Below are 19,559 nucleotides of genomic sequence, written 5' to 3'. Positions count from 1 at the left end.
CGGCGACACCGGAACCGACGACGACGGAGGCGGCGACACCGGAACCGACGACGACGGAGGCGGCGACACCGGAACCGACGACGACGGAGGCGGCGACACCGGAACCGACGACGACGGAGGCGGCGACGGCGCTTTCGACGGCGTATTCTCTACAGGCGCTTCGTGTTGGCCGCCGGTAACAGTGCCTTTATCGCCTTCCACAGGAACTGCCCAGATTGGAGCACGGTCAGCTCGCGTGCCGCTGCCCGGTTCGAATGTCAATCTCGGAAGCTCATCGAGCCGATCCAACTGGACAACTTGCAGGAGCTTCCAGTTGAGGGGGTTGACGTGTATCCCCTTAACGATTGTTTCGAAATGCAAGTGGCATCCCGTTGAGGACCCCGTAGTGCCGACTCGCGCAATTACCTCGCCTACCTTGACAGACTCGCCCTGGCGGAGGGCGCTTGATTCCAAGTGGTTGTAGGTTGTGATGATCCCATTGCCATGGTCGACTTCGACGCGATTGCCACCGCCCCAGGGATGCCACCCAACTGCTCGAGCCACTCCTGCATCAGCGGAGTAAACACGAGTCCCGCACCCTGACGCGAAGTCCTGCCCCCAATGAAACTCGCCGGGAGCGCCAGTGAATGGATCTATCCGGAGTCCAAACTGTGAGGACGGGTTCAAGACCTCCAAAGGCGAAAGCAACGTTCCTGACGAGGGACGCGCTAGCCCACGGGAGGCAACAGTCATTTTACGCGTGCCGTCGGCGGCAATGGTTTCGACTTCGACCCGTTGAAAAGAGATCAGGCCGTAAGGGTCCGCCTGCACAGGACGAGGTGCCTCTGGTGGGAGGGCCGGAGTCGGCGCAATTCCTCTTCGTTCTGCAGGCATGCTTGTGAAGGTTAGGGGCGGCAGAGGGACGGCTGCAGCTGCCGAGGCGTTGGCAGGAAACTGCAGCCCCCGTGCCGGGAAATTGAAAATCACGACCGTCATTAGGACCAGTACAGTAATCAACAATGTCCTCAAAATACGAACCCGCAGCCGGTCGCAGGAATCCCGCTCTTGACGTTTGACCACAGCCTTCTCACCGGACCTTATTAGCGGCAGCGTCTTCCATTTTCAAGGCAAGGCCTATTGAAGGAGTGGGGCAAAGGGGCAAATTTGAGGGCACTTTGGGCTCGGATATGGTGACTACCGTACGTAGGACTGATCCCCCAGGTGCAGTGTCAAGAACGTATACCCATAAACTTCGGGAGATTCCGAAAGGGAAAAGGGCAGGCTCAGCCTCTTCCCATCCACCGACGTGAACGTCAGGACGGCTCCATCGACTTGGACTACTCCGGCGTCGAATGGACCGGTTCGCCGGTGCTCCCATCCATAGTGCCCATCCTTGTGTAAGGTGAGGAAATAATTGCTCCCAACTCCGCTGTGCTATGCAATTCGGCCCAGTCCAGCACCAGTACATCCGAATCCGAAGCCCAGGGTGTGCACAGTAATGATGGAATTGGCTTGTGTTGCGGTGTGACTCTGGGTGTGACTGACGCCTTGCGAAGGGTTTGTCTTGATAATGATCTGTCCGCCGCGGCGCAGGCTGCAGTAAACGCGGCGGCCAGGTGGACATGACCTCATAGAAGCCTGCTCGAAGAGTCCCATTACTGTCTTGTCTGCCCACCCGGCCGGCGTGCCCATTTTTGTCCCACCGCACGCAACGGAAGGCAGGGCCAGTTTCATCATGACAAACCCACATGTGAAAGTCATCGCCGGGATCGACACACACGCCGACACCCACCACGTCGCGATCATCGACGAAACCGGCACCTGACCCGCGCCGCGATGATGGCCGCGCTGGAGAAAACACGGCCCACCGGGGACATGGCCGAGCCCGTTAACGCCACCGCGGCCGTGCTCAAACGCCTCGCCATCCGCTACCGCGCCCTGCACCAGGAACTGGCCGTCATCGACGCCGAACTCGACGCGATCATCACCGTCCACGCCCCGATGCTGCGCGACCTCATAGGCGTGGGAACCGACGTCGCCAGCCAACTGCTGGTTACCGTCGGTGATAACCCCGAACGGGTCACCACGGAAGCCAAATTCGCCGCGCTCGTCGGCGTCGCGCCGATACCGGCATCGTCGGGGAAAACGACACGGCACCGGCTCAACCGCGGTGGTGACAGGCAGGCCAACAAAGCCATCCACCACGTCGCCTTGGTTCGGATGAAAACCGACGCGCGCACCAGGAACTACGTCGCCAGACGCCGGGCCGAAGGCAAAAGCACCACCGAAATCATCCGCTGCCTCAAACGCTATATCGCGCGCGAAATCTACGACCAGATCATCCATCCACAACCGGCACCAGACGCCGGAGCCCTCCGCATACTGCGAAAGAGCAAGAACATCGCCCTCCAAGCCGCCGCGGACAGCCTCCACGTCTGGCCCACATCACTGTCCCGGCTCGAACGCGGGCTAACCCGCAACGACGAGTTCTACCAACGCTACGAGCAGTGGCTCACCGCTCCATCGGCAGAAACCGCCGAAACGCCCTCTCCCTTGCGGATCTGACCGGCACACTGCCCAGCATCCGGGAACGGGGAGACGGAATCGGCGCCCCCGCCACCCCTGCCGTCATGACCGGGGATGCCCTGGGGTCAAGGGCGGCGGCCAGGCCGTCGCGCAGCGATCGATGACCCTTGACGCCAGAGCATGCAGCCCCCGGTAACCTCCACGACGATCGGGGGCGCCGAGCCCCTTGACGACAATAGGAGCACATTTTGACCGTTTTGATTCACTTCCAGAGCTGCGCCATAGCTCTTTGGGCCTGTAACTCCTGGCTGCTGCACACCCTCGTTCCGCCCGCTGTCACCAACCTCCCGTGTCTTCGGCGGGGCCAAACACAGCTGCCCCTGCCTCGGAGGTTGGCAACTGACCGCGCCAACGTTTGTAGTCGCCAAAAAAGCCATTGCCGCTTCGAATGCTTACTCTGCTGACGTAACCCAGCAGGCGGCGACCGCCTCTGGCATATCCAGTTCATGGACCGTCGTACCGAACGTGGGATCCACGACGATCAGTTCTTGACGGACCAAGACTGGCCGAATAGTGCCGCGTTGGCGCCACTGCACGAGGAGGAGTCCGCGATTACTGTCGGTTAGGGCAACAAGTATTTCTCCCCGGACCCCCTCGTGTTCTGCACCAATCTCCCTCGCTCTCATCAGTAGAACGGGCAGCAGCCTGCCGCGAAGTCGTGGGGTCCGTCCGTCGGCAGACCAGAACCTGCCGTAATGGGACACGACTGCCATGCCCGCACCGGCCAACGGGAGGGACCCTCGGACCGCGTCGTCCCGGACCGTGAACTGTGTCCAGTGTCCGAGGGGACCGCGAAGGTCTACATAAGAGGATCGCCGTTCGTCATCCACGTCGGAGTTGAGCAGGACATATCCATCGAACAGGCGTATTCGAGTGTATGCCTGACCGGCTCCCCGAATCGCCCGAACCCAAAAAGTAAGAAGGGATCCGCCCGGCGGACTCTGTATTTCCCAGCTTCTGCTTTCTTCCGACAACACAGCGAACGCATGCAATGTGGCGATCGAGCCGGCGTGAGGATTTGGTACGCTCCCGCAGGCCCAAAGCCGATCTCGTCGATCCCAAGCAAGGTCAGCCACGGTCATTCCCGCGGGTAGCGGGGGTACGACCGCTAGTTCGCCGGCGGCGGATGCCACCCGCACCCGTTTCCCGGCTGACGGAAGGGCCGCAATGCGTCCGTCGCACCCGATCCGGATCCGTGACGGGGGACATATGGCGATCACGTCAGGAATCGAACGCTCCTGAATGTTAGACCCAAACCAGGACCAGATGCGGCTCCCGCTACCGGTCCCCGCCAAAATCTGGACGGTCGAATCGTCAAGCGCAGCCAGCCTGATCTGATAGCGCCATTCGGCCGCAATCGGGACCGGAAGCAACTGGGACCAGCGGGCACCCTCGTTGTTCGCCGCATTCAGCATCAGGCTTCCCGGTACCCAAGATACCCAGAAAAGGCGTAGCCGGGGACGGATCCTTTCCTCAATACTGTTCATCCGAGTGGAAGCGCTTGCCGGATGTAGGCGTCCTCTGCCGCATCGACCTCGGCGAAAGCCGCGTCAAGCCCTGGGGTGAATAGCTCCTGGACGTAATCGTAGGCGGCTTCGGCCGCCTTGCGTCCGTAGTAGCCGCCGATGATCGCCCCTCCGACACCTCCTACCGCGCCCCCGATTGCCGCCCCTACGGCCGTACCCGCCGGTGAGAATAAGGTTCCGATGCCGCCGCCGACCCATGCCCCTGCCTTAGCACCCGCCCAGCCCCCGGCTAGAGCCCCGGCAATTCCCCCTGCCCCGCCGGCCACCGCGCGAAGGCGCTTGTTTTCTTCGGCCTCAACAACCTCCCATGTAACAATGGCAATATCGATGATTAGGAGCAGTCGGCCTGCAAATCTGAGTCGGCCAGCGATCTTGCTGATTTTCACATTGGCGCGCCCGGTGCTGCCGATGATGTCTTCGGGGGTCTTGCCCTCCCGGATCAACTCGTCGAATGTGGGCCCCACCTTGTCCCCATACTTCCTGATGTTTCGGGCCTCCGCCAAGCCCTTGACGATTGGACTGCCCTGAGCCCGGATGGTCGTCTTAAGGGTGTTACGCGCCTGGTGTGCCCACTTGGCCGCTTCTTCAAGCTGCATGCCCTCAGCGACTAGCGCCCGTGCCCGGTCACTGATTTGACGTGCGCTTTTCTTGTAGACCTCGCGAAGGGCGTCCTCTGCTGTTGCTGTTTTTCCGGCGTACACGCTTACATCGCCAATAGTCTCGCCGCCGGTTTCCACCGGCGATTTCGCTTCTGGTTCGGCCCACGTTACCGGTGCATTGTCGCGCAGAACGAGGAGCCCGTCCCCGGTTCCGGCTGGGCCACCGTTGCAACGCCCCTGACCGGTTGGCTCCGCTAATGCTTGAGGGTTACGGAGTTGGCCGGCAGCGCGATTGCCCGCAGAACGCTGGACGGACAGAAACAGCTGCTGGTCGACAGAAGAAAGCTGTGTCCTTCCCGCCCTTGAAAGTGCCCCAAGTCGCTTATCAGCGTCGGTTTCTCCTACAAGGGAATCTGCCCCCACGAAGAGCCGGGTTTGGGCCTGCCTGTGGAGTCTTGTTGAGTCCGATCCGTGTTCAGAACCCATGGCTAAAGTGTACTCAGAGCCCAGAATCCGGACCACGGCCTTTGGGGCCCGCCCGTTCGCCCTAAGAGGCAAAGTCCGCGTCGGCGCAAACGCTCAGGGGGACGTTCCCGGACGCGGAGGCGACCTCACGTGCGCCCACGCAGTCGCTGATCACGTTGCCCACGACACCAAGGCCGATAGCATGCTCTTCGCTGTCTATACTTCTGAGCCAGAAACCCCAGGCACACGAAAGCGCACGCGGCAACGTAAAACTTCTCCTGCCACTTGGCACGCTCGCAGCCGGCGTCCAGTCGCCTGGCAGTCCACCCTGGCGAGTATTCGGGCGCGGAACCTCGCGGCCAAGCCCGGATTTGGGCTCATACCGGCGCCGGACAGTTCGTCGGTGACGGGGCAGACCAGGTCGGTGGTGAATGCCGTCACGGGAAGGTCTGCCGCCGCCCAGGTGCGGTGGACTTGCTGGAGCTGACCGTGCGTGCCGAGCCAGCAGGTACGGCTGCGCCGGCAGGGATTAGGCCGCCGGAGAGGAACAGCACGCCTCCCACGACGGCGGAGGCAGCCTGCATGCCCGGCGGATGATGTGCTACGTAGGATGGCCATGAGCCTTCTCTTTCATGAATGATCGCCAGGCGGCGATACGAAACTCACCGGCGTAGCCCGAGCCATCGATCTTTGTGCTTCCTGGCATGAGGCAAGAGGGTCAGGGAAACATCGTCGTAGTCTCTTCACACGCAGCTTGGCGGTACGCCCCGGGAGCAGGCGTGGATTACATGACGAGTAAGACCGCCCTGTCGTCCCTAGCTGTAATTCTCTGCGGTGCTTGGCGCATATCTGACGGCGGTATTTGGCGTGATCAGGTGCCGATGAGCAGGGTTTCGCCGGCTGCTTCGACGACTTCTTTGGTGATGCTGTTGAGCTGGTTGATGTCTCGGATGCGCGTGATCTGGGTGAAGAGGCGTTGGATGAGCCGGAAGTTACCCATGGTGGTGCGGACGACGGCGGCGATCGCTTCGGCGTCGGTAAAGTCGTGGGAGTCGATGCTCAGGCCGAGTTCCCGCCAGCGGTTTGTCAGGACGAAGGTGAGTTCGTCGGTACTGAGGGTCCGGTAGAGGTGGGCGAAGCCGATGCGGCTGTAGAGCTGGGGGTAGCGGGCGAGGCGTTTTTCAATGCCGGGCATGCCGATAAGTGTGACGCCCATGGTATGCCGATCGTAGTAGTCCCTGACCTGCTCGAGAGCTGGCGGTTTGAGCCGGTCGGCCTCGTCGATGATGAGGAGTTCGGTCAGGCCCGATGCCCGGGAGTCGCGGTGCTCGAAAACGTCGATGTAGCCTTCCCGCGCGTACTCGACGGCATATGAGATCTTCTAGCAGGTCCGGGGTAGTTCGCGATCGATCTCCCGGGGGCTGATGGTCACGGCGGGGGTCCTGAATGCTGTTCTGGCCTCAAGCCGCGGGCAGGGATGGCTCGGTGTTGGTTTCTCCGGTTCGTTGCCATTGTTCCCACTCGGTCGCGCCGGCGTAGGCGCGTGCGGAGAGGGTCTTGCCGACGCCGCTGTGAATGTGCACGGTGGCGGGCGTCTTGGGCGGCAGGGGTGCCCGAACAGGCAACCGGGTGCGTCCGCAGGCCTGCGCCTTCGCGCTGAGGATGAGGACGAGGTCAGACACATGATGGGGCCGGACACACTTTCGAGTCACAGTCCGGGTGAGGCGGCTGCTATGCATGAGCGAACTCGCCCAAGTGATGCTGGCAGCGGGCGATCGTCATCGATGCCCCGCGTGCACGATTCCCGCCACCCGCTCTTCAAACCACCCGGGACCCTGGGGAGCATGAGGGACGACCTCGCCGCCGCTCAGAAACTCGCGCTGATTGGGTCGCTCAGGGGAACGGCGGGTAACCGTGCGATTGCCGCTGTTTTGTCGCCTCCTCGAACTCCGACGATCCAACGCTGGAGTAGCTCCGAGCACGTCCGACTCGGCGATGTGATAGATCGTCAGGTACCGGTGGGTGGCGGTGTGTCCTTGACCTATGGCCAGATCGTCGCCCTGGCCGGCGATGAGTTTGGAACACTTGAAGAGCTCATGAGCGCAACGCAGACCGATGAAGGTCGCGCCATGATCCGCGCTCATCTGGAACGAGCCTCCATAGCCGGGACGGCAGGGCCACTGTTGCCTGCACCGACAGCAGACCAGAGAGCCGAGGCAGGTTCTCAGTACATCGCACTCGCGATGAGCAACACGCCTCACTTCGCCGGCGGCGGTACTGCTGTTGCTACGTGGTTGGAGAAGCACGCCGCGGCTGTCGACCTCGCGCTCCAGTCCGGAATCACTCGCGACGACGCCCTGATGGACCGGGCATACCTGACAGAAGCCTTTGGCGACCACTTCCTCACCGATGCATTCTCTAGCGGTCACATTCGCGTTCCACGGCAGGAGATCGAGGCATATTACGTCAACGAGTTCGCTCCCATGGTGTTTGATAGTTTGCTCGACAATCTGCGGGAACGACTGGTCGACGAGATCTACGACCAGATCGATGACCAGACCTCGCTCGACGAATTGGCCTATGTCGGGGGGGTGCTGCCGGGGTTGGGCCTTCGAGCCGAGTTCAGACGCAGGATCCGGGCAAAGGTCAACAGTCGGATCGCCCAGGGTCTTGAAAGGGCCGGCGGACGCGGCCCCGTCGTGATCAAGTTCGGCCAAGCACTTGCGGGGATCATCTGCGGAGCCATGCACGACGCCGAGAATAGGAACGGCCTGAGAGTGGTCAGCAACATGGATGCTGATCCGTGGGTCGCCTACGGCGACTCTGATCTCGACAAGAACCCCCAGCACCGTGCGTACGTCGAGGAGGCGGTCCGGACGGCGGTTGCTGATCTCGACCAAGCCCGGTCGATAGGTCTGGACGAAGGCCAGTCGCTGTTCAACCTCGTTGATCCGGCCTTTGTGCCGGCCTGTGTCTATTTCGGGTTCGACCAGGACGCGTTGTCGCCGGAAGCCTCGGCAACCGTGGGAATGGTTGCGCAATACCTCCAGTACCACCCCTCGACAGAAGTCAGCCTTGTCGGTCACACCGACCAAGTGGGAGAGGCACCGTACAACGAAAATCTTGGTCTCCGTCGGGCCGAGCGGGTACGGCTGCAGCTGACCTCACAGGGACTCGAAGCCGACCGCATCCGTATTGAGAGCATGGGCGAACGACTTCCCGTCTCGCATGATCGAGCGAACTACCACTTGAACCGCCGCGTGTCCTTCGCCTACGCCTCTGGGGCTCAGCAGGCGGACAAGACCCCGGAGGACGTCGGAATCGAGCATGCTCGACGCCGCGCTGTCAACGAGATCGGTCCGCCGTATCAAGCGGAAAGCCACTTTCCGCGATCAGCCGAAGGTGAGAACGAGGACTTGCCCAACTGGCACTGGGCTGACCTCTCACCTTCCTTTCAAGCTGAAATGAACAAGTGGGTGTCTCACTATGTAAACGAGTATGCGGCGGGCGCCCTTGCCAATAAGGCGTTGGACGACCAGGTTATCTCGACGCCGATCGGTGACTTCACGATCAGTCCTAGACCGATCGCACACCGCATCGTAGCCGAGATCTCCGCCGACCCGGTGGGCTTTCTCGGCAGGATGATGGGACGCGCCGCTGGGACTTAGCCTTGGTGCTCTGCTAAGGAAGAAACCAGCACGCCTCCTGGCCCGTTACCCGGTCGGCTAACACGGGCGGTCGGGGATGACACTTATTGCTGAATAAACCCCCCATTTATCGCTGCGAATCACAGGACTGGGTGGGTCAGTAGTGCGGGGAACCTCTTTGAACCCGAGGTTTCCAGTCCTACGCCAGCGCCAGCCCACCACACTTTATATCTAACCCACGCTCTACGAGGCGTGACAGGCCACGAGTCGACCAAAACTGTGTCCTTGTTTTCTGAGATGACGGCGACCTCGGGCAGATAGGCAGGCGTGAATCTGTCTCCGACTGTCGCTGAGTCGTGTACTCGCGCGCCGGCAATTTGGTCGCTGAGCGCCTCAGCCGGTCGGAGGTCCGTCCCCGGGAAACCTGAGCGTGCCCCGTCTGGGACCCGTTATGCAATGTCAGGGCTTGAGGTGCTACCGGGCCGGTGAAGTCTACCGGTTCGATTGTTTGGACGGCGACGGATTTGCACCGGCGGATTGTCTTGGCGAACCCCGTGAGGGTGGTGTCCAGGCGGGAGAGTTCTTCGGCGGGGAGCCCGTATGTGGTGAATGCAGTGGTTGGCAATGCCCTGTGAACCGTCATCGAGGTGGCGAACAGCTCGAGGTCAAGATGCGGGTCCCGCCGCCGGCACAATTCAATCAGCTGCAACCGACTGAACCGGCCGCTGTTGATGATCGACTAGGCATCAAGGTAGTCCCGGGCGTAACCACGGGAATAGACCGCCAGCAATTTGGAGGCAACGGAATCCTTCAGCGACATGACCGGACCCACGTCCACGACTGCCGGCTGGTTCTCCCACCAGTCCAGCCCAAGGTCCATAACGACTGTTTTGCCTCCCTTGGCCACGGTCAGGCTGGCGAACTCCTGATACTGGCGCGTGACCTCGACCGTGTACCCGGCCGATTCAAGGGCTGCTGTCATCTTCTTCACGCAGGCCGCGAAAGTTTCCAGGGTGTGCCTTCGGTGCAGAGCGAAAAGATCGACGTCCTCCGACATCCGGGCGATCACGCCGTGTTCCTCCAGTGCCTGTCCCCCGGCAAGGATGAAGCCGTCCTCAGCGAGAACGGACAGCGCTATTTCGGTTGCTACGCGTTGAGCGTCGTCCATGAAGTGTGTTCCTTGCTTTCACGGTCTTTGGGAAGCTGAGGGAAAGACGTCTCCCACAGTTGGCGGCACCGATCGGGCAGCCGCATCGAGGGCCACAGTCCCACCAGCCGACCCGCGTTGAGAATGTCGCCCATTTCTTCGATCGACCCCCAGTTCTGCAGCGTCAACTGGTAGAGCACGGCGCATGCTGCATCATCCGCCACGTCGCAGCGCCGGTCCGGCCCCAATCCAGATTGATCGGCAACTTAACAACGCCGGCCACCGGCCCCTTCAGATCTTCAAGGTCCTTGGGGACAAGATACGCCTGAATTCAGGACATGGCGGCGAAATCGACAGCCCATCGTCATGTAGCCGACGTCGCTGATAAGCACGAGCAGGTATCGACAGAAGAACCCTCAATCCAGGTGAGACGCGCTATGAACGTCATGGGCCATATGAACGACGGCGTTGGCTGCTGTTTGGCACAGCCTCGACGTCAGACCGCCTGCCGGCATTAGGCAGCAATGAGCCCTTCGGATTGAGCCCAAGTCATGTTGGCCGGCACCGGACACACCATGAACAAGCAGAACAGCCGCTCAAGGCCGAACAGGAGGAACCAGGTGAACCGCCAACAACGCATTCAAGAAGCTCGCACTGGATATTCTTCGGGTCATGTTGCCGAGGCCACGGACGTCCATGAACAGGTAACGAAGTACGTACGGTCGATCGAGGTAGGCAAGGAGGCAACCGGCACCACCAGCGGCCAGCAATGAAAAAGGCCCCCGAAGGGGCCCTTCACAACACAATATGTGCACACTCAGAGGCTAAAAAGCCCCTGAACAGGGGAAACACGTGCCCGAGGTGGGACTCGAACCCACACACCTTTCGATACCGCATTTTGAGTGCGGCGCGTCTGCCAATTCCGCCACTCGGGCGCGGAGTACACGGAGTAACAATCGTAGGCTCACAGCGAAGTGTGAGCAACGCAGCCACTACCAGTGCGCGGATTTACTCTACAGGCAGATAGGCTAAAACCAGAATCGCGCCACCGCCGTCGCAACAAGCCATGCCGATCCAAGTACAAGCGCGGGGCCCAACTAAGATAGTCATAGTCCCGCCGTACCTTTTCAAGGAGATCCCGTGTCAGAACCGACGGAGTCAAACAAAACGTCCCAGCCGGCGCGCCGCGTCGTCGTAGCCGAAGACGAAACCCTTATCCGCCTCGACATCATCGAAATCCTGCGCGGTGAAGGCTACGACGTCATCGGCGAGGCCGACAACGGCGAGAAGGCCGTGCAGCTGGCCGAGGAGCTCAAGCCGGACCTGGTCCTCATGGACGTCAAGATGCCTGTCATGGACGGCATCTCCGCCGCAGAGAAGATCGTCAAGGCCCGCATCGCCCCCGTCGTCCTCCTAACCGCCTTCAGCCAGAAGGAACTCGTGGAGCGCGCCCGCGACGCCGGCGCCATGGCCTACGTGGTGAAGCCCTTCACGCCCGCTGACCTGATCCCCGCCCTGGAGATCGCACTGTCACGCCACGAGGAGATCAAGGCCCTCGAGTCCGAGGTCACCGACCTGCAGGAGCAGTTCGCCACCCGAAAGCTCGTCGAACGCGCGAAGAGCCTGCTGACCACCAAGATGGGCCTGACGGAGCCGGAAGCCTTCCGCTGGATTCAGAAGACCTCGATGGACCGCCGCCTCAGCATGCGCGAAGTGGCCGAGACCATCATCAACCAGGTCAACTAACGCCAAAGGCAGCAAGAAAGAAGGACCCCGGCAGCGCCGGGGTCCTTCCGCGTTAAGCGGGAGAAAAAGAAAGGATCCCCGCCACCAGTCAACTGGCGCCGGGGATCCTCCCTGACAGGTCAGGCTACTCAGCGGGAGCTGCCGCCTTGTCCTTGTTCTTCTTCTTCTTTTCCGGCCACGGGCCGAGCTTTTCCTTCTTCTCGGTCACATCGCCCGTGCGGGACGTGTCGGCGAGGTCGCCCACCTTGTGGACCTTGAGCGAGTTGGTCGAACCCGCCTTGCCCGGAGGGGAACCGGCAGCGATGACCACGAGGTCGCCGTCTTCCACCAGTTCCATGTCCAGCAGGCTGCGGTCCACCTGTGCCGTCATCTCATCCGTGTGGCCCACCATGGCAACCAGCTGCGGCTGGATGCCCCAGGTCAGCGCCAGCTGGTTCCACACGTGCTCCACCGGGGTGAAGGCGAAGACCGGCTTGATCGGGCGGAGGCGGGACAGGCGGCGCGCCGAATCACCGGACTGCGTGAACGTACAGATGTACTTGGCGTCCAGCTGGTCGGCGATTTCCACGGCGGCACGGGTGATCGCGCCACCGCGGGTCTTGGGCTTGGTCCCCAGCGGGGGGACGCGCTCGAGGCCGTGCTCTTCGGTGGACTCGATGATCCGGGCCATGGTCTTGACCGTCTCGATCGGGTACTTGCCCACGCTCGTCTCACCGGAGAGCATGACTGCGTCGGCGCCGTCGAGCACGGCGTTGGCGCAGTCGGAGGCCTCGGCGCGGGTCGGGCGGGGGTTGTCGATCATGGACTCGAGCACCTGCGTGGCCACGATGACCGGCTTGGCCCAGCGGCGCGCCAGTTCAATGGCACGCTTCTGCACGATCGGCACTTCCTCCAGCGGAAGCTCCACGCCCAGGTCGCCACGGGCCACCATGATCGCGTCGAACGCGTCGATGATTTCGTGGAGCTGGTCCACGGCCTGCGGCTTTTCGATCTTGGCGATCACCGGAACGCGGCGGCCTTCTTCATCCATGATCTCGTGGACGCGCTTGATGTCGGCGGCGTCACGCACGAAGGACAGGGCAACCAGGTCCACGCCGCGGCGGATGGCCCAGCGCAGGTCGTCCTCGTCCTTTTCGCTCAGCGCGGGGACGTTCACGGCAACACCGGGCAGGTTGATGCCCTTGTTGTTGGACACGTAGCCGCCCACCGTCACCTTGGCAACGACCTTGACGTCGTCAACCTCAACGGCGCGCAGCGCCACCTTGCCGTCGTCGATCAGCAGGGCATCGCCCGGCTTGACGTCCTCGGTGAGGCTCTTCAGGGTGGTGGAGCAGATCTCCTTGGTGCCCGGCACGTCCTCCGTGGTGATCGTGAAGATATCCCCCACGGCCAGCAGGTGCGGACCGTCAACGAAGCGGCCCAGGCGGATCTTCGGGCCCTGCAGGTCGGCCATGATCGCCACAGCCTTGCCCAGGTCGGCCGCCGCCTTGCGGACGTTCTCGTAGGTGTTGTCGTGCACGGAGTAGTCACCGTGGCTCATGTTCATGCGGGCTACATCAACGCCGGCTTCCAGCACCGCGAGGGTGTTTTCGTAGCTGGCAATGGCCGGTCCGAAGGTGGCCACAATCTTTGCGCGTCTCATATACCTACCCTATTGGTCACTTTGCATTGGTTAAGTTGTCACGGAGATGAATTCCCCGGGTCGGCCGCCACGAAGGAAGGCGCGCTTACAGGACTGCGATGGCGCGGTCCGTCGGAGCTACAGGTGCAGGAAGGATGGTGCTGCCCATCAGGAACTTGTCCACCGCGGCAGCGGCCGCACGGCCTTCTGCGATGGCCCACACGATCAGGGACTGTCCGCGGCCGGCGTCGCCTGCCACGAAGACACCCTCCGTGTTGGTCATGTAGTAGCCGTCACGGGCCACGTTGCCGCGGCCGTCGAACTCGGCGTTGACCTGTTCGGTGATGCCGGCGGGTTCTGCACCGGTGAAGCCCAGCGACAGGAACACCAGGTCGGCGGGGATGATCCGCTCGGTGCCGGCCTTGGGGAGACGCTTGCCGTCCACGAATTCGGTTTCGGCAACCTTGACACCGGTTAGCTTGCCGTCCTCGCCCACGAACTCAACGGTGGAGGCGAGGTACGTCCGCTCGCCGCCTTCCTCGTGGGCACTGGCCACCTCGAAGAGGGTGGGGAACGTCGGCCACGGCTGGTGGCCGGCGCGCTCCAGCGGCGGCTGCTTGCCGATGGCGAGCGTGGTCACCGATGCTGCCTGGTGGCGGTGCGCCGTGCCGATGCAGTCAGCACCGGTGTCGCCGCCGCCCAGGATGACGACGTGCTTGCCGCGCGCGTCAATGTGGTTCTCCGGGGACTCCCCCGCCACCACACGGTTGCTGGGAACCAGGTAATCCATGGCGAAGTGCACGCCCTCGAGCTCGCGGCCCGGGATGGGCAGGTCACGCGGCACCGTTGCACCGGTGGCGATGACCACGGCGTCGTAGCGGCGGCGCAGCTGCTCCCACGTGACGTCCGTACCTACGGCGACGCCGGTGCGGAACCGGGTGCCCTCGGCCTTCATCTGCTCGAGCCGGCGGTCCACCTGCTCTTTTTCCATCTTGAAGTCGGGGATGCCGTAGCGCAGCAGGCCGCCGATCTTGTCGTCCCGTTCGTATACGGCCACGGTGTGGCCCACCCGGGTCAGCTGCTGCGCAGCCGCCAGGCCGGCAGGGCCGGAACCGACAACGGCGACCGTCTTGCCGGTGAGGCGGTGCGGGGGCAGCGGGTTGACCCAGCCGTTGTCGAAGGCCTCATCGATGATGGACACCTCGACCTGCTTGATGGTCACGGCAGGCTGGTTGATGCCCAACACGCAGGACGCCTCGCACGGGGCGGGGCAGAGCCGGCCGGTCCACTCGGGGAAGTTGTTGGTGGCGTGCAGCCGCTCAATCGCTTCCTCGCCCTTGTCCCGCCACATGAGGTCGTTCCACTCGGGAATCAGGTTCCCCAGCGGGCAGCCCTGGTGGCAGAACGGCACGCCGCAGTCCATGCAGCGGCCAGCCTGGCTCTTCAGGACACCCTTTTCCTGGGCCTCGTACACTTCCTTCCAGTCCATGATGCGGACCGGAACGGGACGGCGCGGCTGGGTTTCACGCTGACGTACTTTCAGAAATCCGCGTGGGTCAGCCACCGGTCACCTCCAGGATTCGAGACCAAACTTCTTCGCCGTCGGGGTCGAGGCCCTCTTCGATGGCGTCAAGCCTGGTTTGCAGCACTGCGGCGTAGTCGCGCGGCAGCACCTTGGTTATGCGGGCAGCGGTGTCGTCGAAGTTGTCGAGCAGACGCGCGGCCAGCTGGGATTCGGTTTCCTCCACGTGCTTGACCAGCAGGCCGTGGACTATGTCGCGGTCCTCGGCGTCCAGCTCGAGGAGCTGGAGTTCGCCGGACTGCAGGGCTTCCTTGTTGACCCGGGCACTGTCGAGGTCCAGCACATAGGCCGTACCGCCAGACATGCCCGCGCCAAAGTTGCGGCCGGTGCGGCCGATGATCAGCGTCTGGCCGCCGGTCATGTACTCGCAGCCGTGGTCGCCGATGCCTTCAACAACAGCCGTGGCGCCGGAGTTGCGGACCAGGAAGCGTTCGCCCACCTGGCCGCGCAGGAACAGCTCGCCGCTCGTGGCACCGTAGCCGATCACGTTGCCGGCCACGACGTTCCGCTCAGCCTGGAACACGTTGGTGCGGTCCGGGCGGACGATGATCCGGCCGCCGGAGAGGCCCTTGCCCACGTAGTCATTGGAGTCGCCGTACAGGCGCAGCGTGATGCCGGCAGGCAGGAAGGCGCCCAGCGACTGGCCGGCCGTGCCGTTCAGCGTGATGTCAATGGTGTCCGTGGCCAACACGTCCGTGCCGAACTTCTTGGTCACCTCGTGGCCGAGCATGGTGCCGACGGACCGGTCGGTGTTGATCACGTCAACGGTGATCTTCACCGGGGCACGGTCAGTCAGTGCCTCGGCGGCCATGGTGATCAGCCGCTGGTCGAAGTGCTTGTCCAGCTCGTGGTTCTGGCCGGTCAGGTTCCGCAGCGGGGCATCGTCGTCGAACTCGAGGCCGTGCAGGATCGGATCCAGGTCCAGGCCTTCGGCCTTCCAGTGGCTGATCGCGTCGCGGGTGTCCAGCACCTCGGCGTGGCCGATCGCTTCCTCGATGCTCCGGAAACCAAGCTCCGCGAGAATCTCGCGGACTTCCTCGGCCAGGAATTCGAAGAAGTTGACCACGAACTCGGGCTTGCCGCTGAAGCGGGCCCGAAGCTCGGGGTTCTGCGTGGCGACGCCGACCGGGCAGGTGTCCAGGTGGCAGACACGCATCATGATGCAGCCCTCAACCACCAGCGGAGCCGTGGCGAAGCCGAATTCCTCACCGCCGAGCAGGGCAGCGATAACGACGTCGCGTCCCGTCTTGAGCTGGCCGTCCACCTGCACCACCACGCGGTCGCGCAGGCCGTTGAGCATGAGGGTCTGCTGGGTCTCTGCGAGACCCAGCTCCCACGGCACACCGGCGTGCTTGAGCGAGTTCAGCGGCGAGGCGCCGGTACCGCCGTCGTGCCCGGAAACAAGCACGACGTCGGCCTTGGCCTTGGTAACGCCGGCGGCAACTGTGCCGATGCCCACCTCGGAGACGAGCTTGACATGCACCCGGGCAGAGGGGTTCGCGCGTTTGGCATCGTAGATGAGCTGTGCGAGGTCCTCGATCGAGTAGATGTCGTGGTGCGGGGGCGGGGAGATGAGTCCGACGCCGGGGGTCGAGTGGCGGGTGCGGGCAACCCAGGGGTAGACCTTCTGGGCCATCAGCTGCCCGCCTTCGCCGGGCTTGGCGCCCTGCGCCATCTTGATCTGGATGTCGTCGGCGTTGGTCAGGTAGAGGCTCGTGACGCCGAAGCGGCCCGAGGCGATCTGCTTGACGGCGGAACGGCGCTCGGGATCGAGCAGGCGCTCCACGTCCTCGCCGCCTTCACCGGTGTTGGACTTGCCGCCCAGCCGGTTCATGGCGATCGCGAGGGTCTCGTGTGCTTCCTTGGAGATGGAGCCGTAGCTCATGGCACCCGTGGAGAAGCGCTTGACGATGCTGGAGACCGGCTCGACTTCCTCGAGCGGCACGGCGGGGCGCACGCCGTCCTTGAACTTGAGCAGACCGCGCAGGGTCATCAGGTTCTCGGACTGGTCATCCACGCCCTTGGTGTAGGCCTTGAAGATGTCATAGCGGCGCTCACGCGTGGCGTGCTGCAGCCTGAACACCGTCTCCGGGTTGAAGAGGTGCGGCTCGCCGTCGCGGCGCCACTGGTACTCGCCGCCGCCGAGCAGCGGCCGGTGCGGCTGTTCAATGCCGCCCTCCGGGTAGGCCATCTGGTGGCGCGCGGACACCTCGGCCGCGATGACGTCAAGGCCCACGCCGCCCAGCTGGGAGTGCGTGCCGGCGAAGAATTCGTCGACGAGCTCCTGGCCCAGGCCCAGCGCTTCGAAGGTCTGGGCGCCGGTGTAGGACGCCACGGTGGAGATGCCCATCTTGGACATGATCTTCAGGACACCCTTGCCGAGGCCCTTGATCAGGTTGTAGACGCCGTCCTGCGGGGTTACGCCCACCACGTCGCCGGCAGCGATGAGCTGCTCGACGGATTCCATGGCCAGGTACGGGTTCACGGCGGACGCGCCGTAACCGATGAGCACGGCCACGTGGTGCGTCTCGCGGACGTCGCCCGCCTCGACCACCAGGGCGGTCTTGGTGCGGTTGGCGCTGCGCAGCAGGTGGTGGTGCACGGCGCTGACCAGCAGCAGGGACGGGATCGGTGCCCACTGGGCGTTGGAGTCGCGGTCGGAGAGGACCACGTACTGCACGCCGCGGTTGATGGCGCCGGAAACCTGCTCGCAGATTTCGGTGAGCCGTGCGCGGAGCGCGGCTTCGCCGCCCTCGGGGCGGTAGAGGCCGCGGACCCGCATGGCCACCTTGTCGCCGTCGGCGTTTTCGATGTAGGCGATCTTTGCCAGCTGGTCGTTGTTGATCACCGGGAACGGCAGCGAGACCTGCGGCTGGCGCACCTGCTTGGTGTCCAGGAGGTTGCCGTTCGGGCCGATGGCGCAGGTCAGGGAGGTGACCAGCTCTTCACGGATGGCATCCAGCGGCGGGTTGGTCACCTGCGCGAAGGACTGCACGAAGTAGTCGAAGAGCAGGCGCGGGCGCTTGGACAGCACGGCCACCGGGGTGTCGGAGCCCATGGCACCCAGGGGCTCGGCGCCGGTCCGGGCCATCGGGCCCAGCAGGATCTTCAGCTCTTCGGTGGTGTAGCCGAAGGTGCGCTGGCGGATGTTCACGGACGCGGCGGTGTGCACCACGTGCTCGCGCTCGGGCAGCTCGTTGAGGTCGATCAGGTTGTCCTTGACCCACTCGGCCCAGGGGTTGGCCGCGGCGACCTCGGCCTTGACCTCGTCATCGCCGATGATGCGGCCAGCCTCGGTGTCGACGAGGAACATCTTGCCGGGCGAGACGCGGCCCTTCTTGACCACCTTGGACGGCTCGACCTCGATCACGCCCACCTCGGAGGCGAAGACGACGAGGCCGTCCTCGGTGATCCAGTAGCGGCCGGGACGCAGGCCGTTGCGGTCAAGGGTGGCGCCCACGAGGTTGCCGTCGGTGAACGACACAGCGGCCGGACCGTCCCACGGCTCCATCAGGAGGGAGTGGTACTCGTAGAACGCGCGGCGTGCCGGATCCATCGTGGCGTGGTTTTCCCAGGCCTCGGGGATCATCATCATGATCGCGTGCGTGATGGGGCGGCCGGAGAGCCACAGCAGTTCGGCCACTTCGTCGAAGGAGGCCGAGTCGGAGGCACCGGGGGTGCAGATCGGGAACAGCTCTTCCGGCGAGTCGCCCAGCAGCGGGTTGGCGAGCTGCGACTGGCGGGCGCGCATCCAGTTCCGGTTGCCCTTGACGGTGTTGATTTCACCGTTGTGGGCGATGGTGCGGAACGGCTGGGCCAGCGGCCAGGACGGGAAGGTGTTGGTGGAGAAGCGGGAGTGGACGATCGCCAGCTTGGTCTTGAAGCGCTTGTCCGAAAGGTCCGGGTAGAACGGCTCCAGCTGGGCGGTGGTGAGCATGCCCTTGTAGACGATGGTCCGCGAGGACAGCGACGGGAAGTAGACGCCGAACTTGTTCTGGGCACGCTTGCGGATGCGCCAGGCGCGGCCGTCCAGGTCGTTGCGGTCCAGCTGCTCGCCGGTTGTGGAGGCGAAGAACGGCTGGGAGAAGTACGGCATGCAGGCGCGCGCCATGGCTCCGACCAGGTCGGCGACGACGGGAACTTCACGCCAGCCAAGGACCGTCAGGCCCTCATCTGCAGCCAAGGCCTCGATGCCTGCCTTGGCGGCGTCGGCCTCGCGCTGCTCAGCCGGCAGGAAGGCAGTACCCACCACGTACTGCCCCGGAGCCGGAAGTTCGAATTCGGTGACGGCACGGAAGAATTCGTCCGGCACCTGCATCAGGAGGCCGGCGCCGTCGCCCGTTCCCTCATCGGCGCCGACGGCGCCGCGGTGCTCGAGGTTGCGCAGGGCCGTCAGGGCTGCCTCGACGATGTCGTAGCCGGGCTCACCGCGCAGCGTGGCAATAATCGCAAGACCGCAGGCGTCCTTCTCCTGCTCCGGGTTGTAGAGCCCGGATGCCTCTGGGAGCGCCGCGAACCGCTTGAACGGCGACATGGCGGCGTCCGGCTGGTTCGTTTCGGACCAGCTGGGGCCTGAAAGAGTTTGGGTCATGGGAGACGTCCTTCCTCCTGATCGTGCGTATGGAAGGGACAACGTTGGCCCCACTCAGCGCGCCACTGTG

The 19,559-nt window shown here is 63.6% G+C and carries 12 protein-coding genes and 1 tRNA gene; 4 read left to right on the top strand and 9 right to left on the bottom strand.

Translation table 11 applies throughout. From position 1 onward, the window contains the following. The coding region (locus ACFTR6_RS15715; protein ID WP_377958607.1) for a M23 family metallopeptidase at positions 1 to 732 on the bottom strand (732 nt) is incomplete at its 3' end. A 1,083-nt stretch (positions 733 to 1,815) separates the two neighbouring features. Here ACFTR6_RS15715 and ACFTR6_RS15710 point away from each other — a divergent pair. Further along, positions 1,816 to 2,544: a transposase gene (locus tag ACFTR6_RS15710; protein ID WP_377958556.1), complete on the top strand. Its 729-nt coding sequence runs from the start codon at positions 1,816 to 1,818 to the stop codon at positions 2,542 to 2,544. A 1,504-nt stretch (positions 2,545 to 4,048) separates the two neighbouring features. On the opposite strand, the gene ACFTR6_RS15705 is transcribed toward ACFTR6_RS15710, so the two are convergent. Together ACFTR6_RS15705 and ACFTR6_RS15700 are read right to left on the bottom strand one after the other, a co-directional pair. After that, positions 4,049 to 4,828, bottom strand: coding sequence for a hypothetical protein (locus tag ACFTR6_RS15705; protein ID WP_377958555.1), 780 nt, complete (start codon positions 4,826 to 4,828; stop codon positions 4,049 to 4,051). A 1,198-nt stretch (positions 4,829 to 6,026) separates the two neighbouring features. Further along, positions 6,027 to 6,440, bottom strand: a complete 414-nt coding sequence (locus ACFTR6_RS15700) for a hypothetical protein (protein WP_377958606.1) — start codon at positions 6,438 to 6,440, stop codon at positions 6,027 to 6,029. On the opposite strand from ACFTR6_RS15700, the gene ACFTR6_RS15695 reads away from it, so the two are divergent. Further along, positions 6,375 to 6,530 carry a hypothetical protein gene (locus tag ACFTR6_RS15695; protein ID WP_377958554.1) on the top strand — a complete coding sequence of 52 codons (156 nt, stop codon included), beginning with the start codon at positions 6,375 to 6,377 and terminating at the stop codon, positions 6,528 to 6,530. The genes ACFTR6_RS15700 and ACFTR6_RS15695 overlap by 66 nt on opposite strands. Positions 6,531 to 6,615: 85 nt before the next feature. Here the strand turns inward: ACFTR6_RS15695 and ACFTR6_RS15690 are convergent, their stop codons facing one another. After that, entirely contained in the window at positions 6,616 to 6,837 is a 222-nt protein-coding gene (locus ACFTR6_RS15690; protein WP_377958553.1) for a hypothetical protein, read from the bottom strand. A gap of 162 nt (positions 6,838 to 6,999) precedes the next feature. Here ACFTR6_RS15690 and ACFTR6_RS15685 point away from each other — a divergent pair, with 162 nt between their 5' ends. After that, a complete protein-coding gene (locus ACFTR6_RS15685; protein ID WP_377958552.1) occupies positions 7,000 to 8,823 on the top strand; it encodes an OmpA family protein in 1,824 nt (607 codons plus the stop codon). Positions 8,824 to 9,541: 718 nt separating this feature from the next. On the opposite strand, the gene ACFTR6_RS15680 is transcribed toward ACFTR6_RS15685, so the two are convergent. Then, positions 9,542 to 9,970, bottom strand: a complete 429-nt coding sequence (locus ACFTR6_RS15680; RefSeq protein ID WP_377958550.1) for a nucleotidyl transferase AbiEii/AbiGii toxin family protein — start codon at positions 9,968 to 9,970, stop codon at positions 9,542 to 9,544. Between the two features lie 832 nt (positions 9,971 to 10,802). After that, a tRNA-Leu gene (locus ACFTR6_RS15675) sits at positions 10,803 to 10,884 on the bottom strand. A gap of 205 nt (positions 10,885 to 11,089) precedes the next feature. Here ACFTR6_RS15675 and ACFTR6_RS15670 point away from each other — a divergent pair. After that, positions 11,090 to 11,695, top strand: a complete 606-nt coding sequence (locus ACFTR6_RS15670) for an ANTAR domain-containing response regulator (protein WP_003800911.1) — start codon at positions 11,090 to 11,092, stop codon at positions 11,693 to 11,695. Between the two features lie 124 nt (positions 11,696 to 11,819). Here the strand turns inward: ACFTR6_RS15670 and pyk are convergent, their stop codons facing one another. The 3 genes from pyk to gltB form a co-directional block, all read right to left on the bottom strand. Then, positions 11,820 to 13,337: a pyruvate kinase gene (gene pyk, locus ACFTR6_RS15665; protein WP_076797909.1), complete on the bottom strand. Its 1,518-nt coding sequence runs from the start codon at positions 13,335 to 13,337 to the stop codon at positions 11,820 to 11,822. A gap of 85 nt (positions 13,338 to 13,422) precedes the next feature. Further along, positions 13,423 to 14,880: a glutamate synthase subunit beta gene (locus tag ACFTR6_RS15660; RefSeq protein WP_377958548.1), complete on the bottom strand. Its 1,458-nt coding sequence runs from the start codon at positions 14,878 to 14,880 to the stop codon at positions 13,423 to 13,425. Further along, entirely contained in the window at positions 14,873 to 19,489 is a 4,617-nt protein-coding gene (gene gltB, locus ACFTR6_RS15655; RefSeq protein ID WP_377958547.1) for a glutamate synthase large subunit, read from the bottom strand. The genes ACFTR6_RS15660 and gltB overlap by 8 nt, the downstream gene beginning before the upstream one ends. Between the last annotated feature and the right edge of the window lie 70 nt (positions 19,490 to 19,559).

Source organism: Arthrobacter sp. NPDC057009 (genome assembly GCF_042673905.1).
GTDB lineage: Bacteria > Actinomycetota > Actinomycetes > Actinomycetales > Micrococcaceae > Arthrobacter.
Note: the sequence above shows the minus strand (reverse complement) of the source record. Positions and strands in the feature narration are given on the sequence as shown.

What these genes read in the sequence shown, in the direction of transcription:
- ACFTR6_RS15710 (WP_377958556.1), top strand. Translation starts at nt 1,816, where the DNA reads ATGATGGCCGCGCTGGAGAAAACACGGCCCACCGGGGACATGGCCGAG.
- ACFTR6_RS15695 (WP_377958554.1), top strand. Translation starts at nt 6,375, where the DNA reads ATGCCGATCGTAGTAGTCCCTGACCTGCTCGAGAGCTGGCGGTTTGAG.
- ACFTR6_RS15685 (WP_377958552.1), top strand. Translation starts at nt 7,000, where the DNA reads ATGAGGGACGACCTCGCCGCCGCTCAGAAACTCGCGCTGATTGGGTCG.
- ACFTR6_RS15680 (WP_377958550.1), bottom strand. Translation starts at nt 9,970, where the DNA reads ATGGACGACGCTCAACGCGTAGCAACCGAAATAGCGCTGTCCGTTCTC.
- pyk (WP_076797909.1), bottom strand. Translation starts at nt 13,337, where the DNA reads ATGAGACGCGCAAAGATTGTGGCCACCTTCGGACCGGCCATTGCCAGC.
- gltB (WP_377958547.1), bottom strand. Translation starts at nt 19,489, where the DNA reads ATGACCCAAACTCTTTCAGGCCCCAGCTGGTCCGAAACGAACCAGCCG.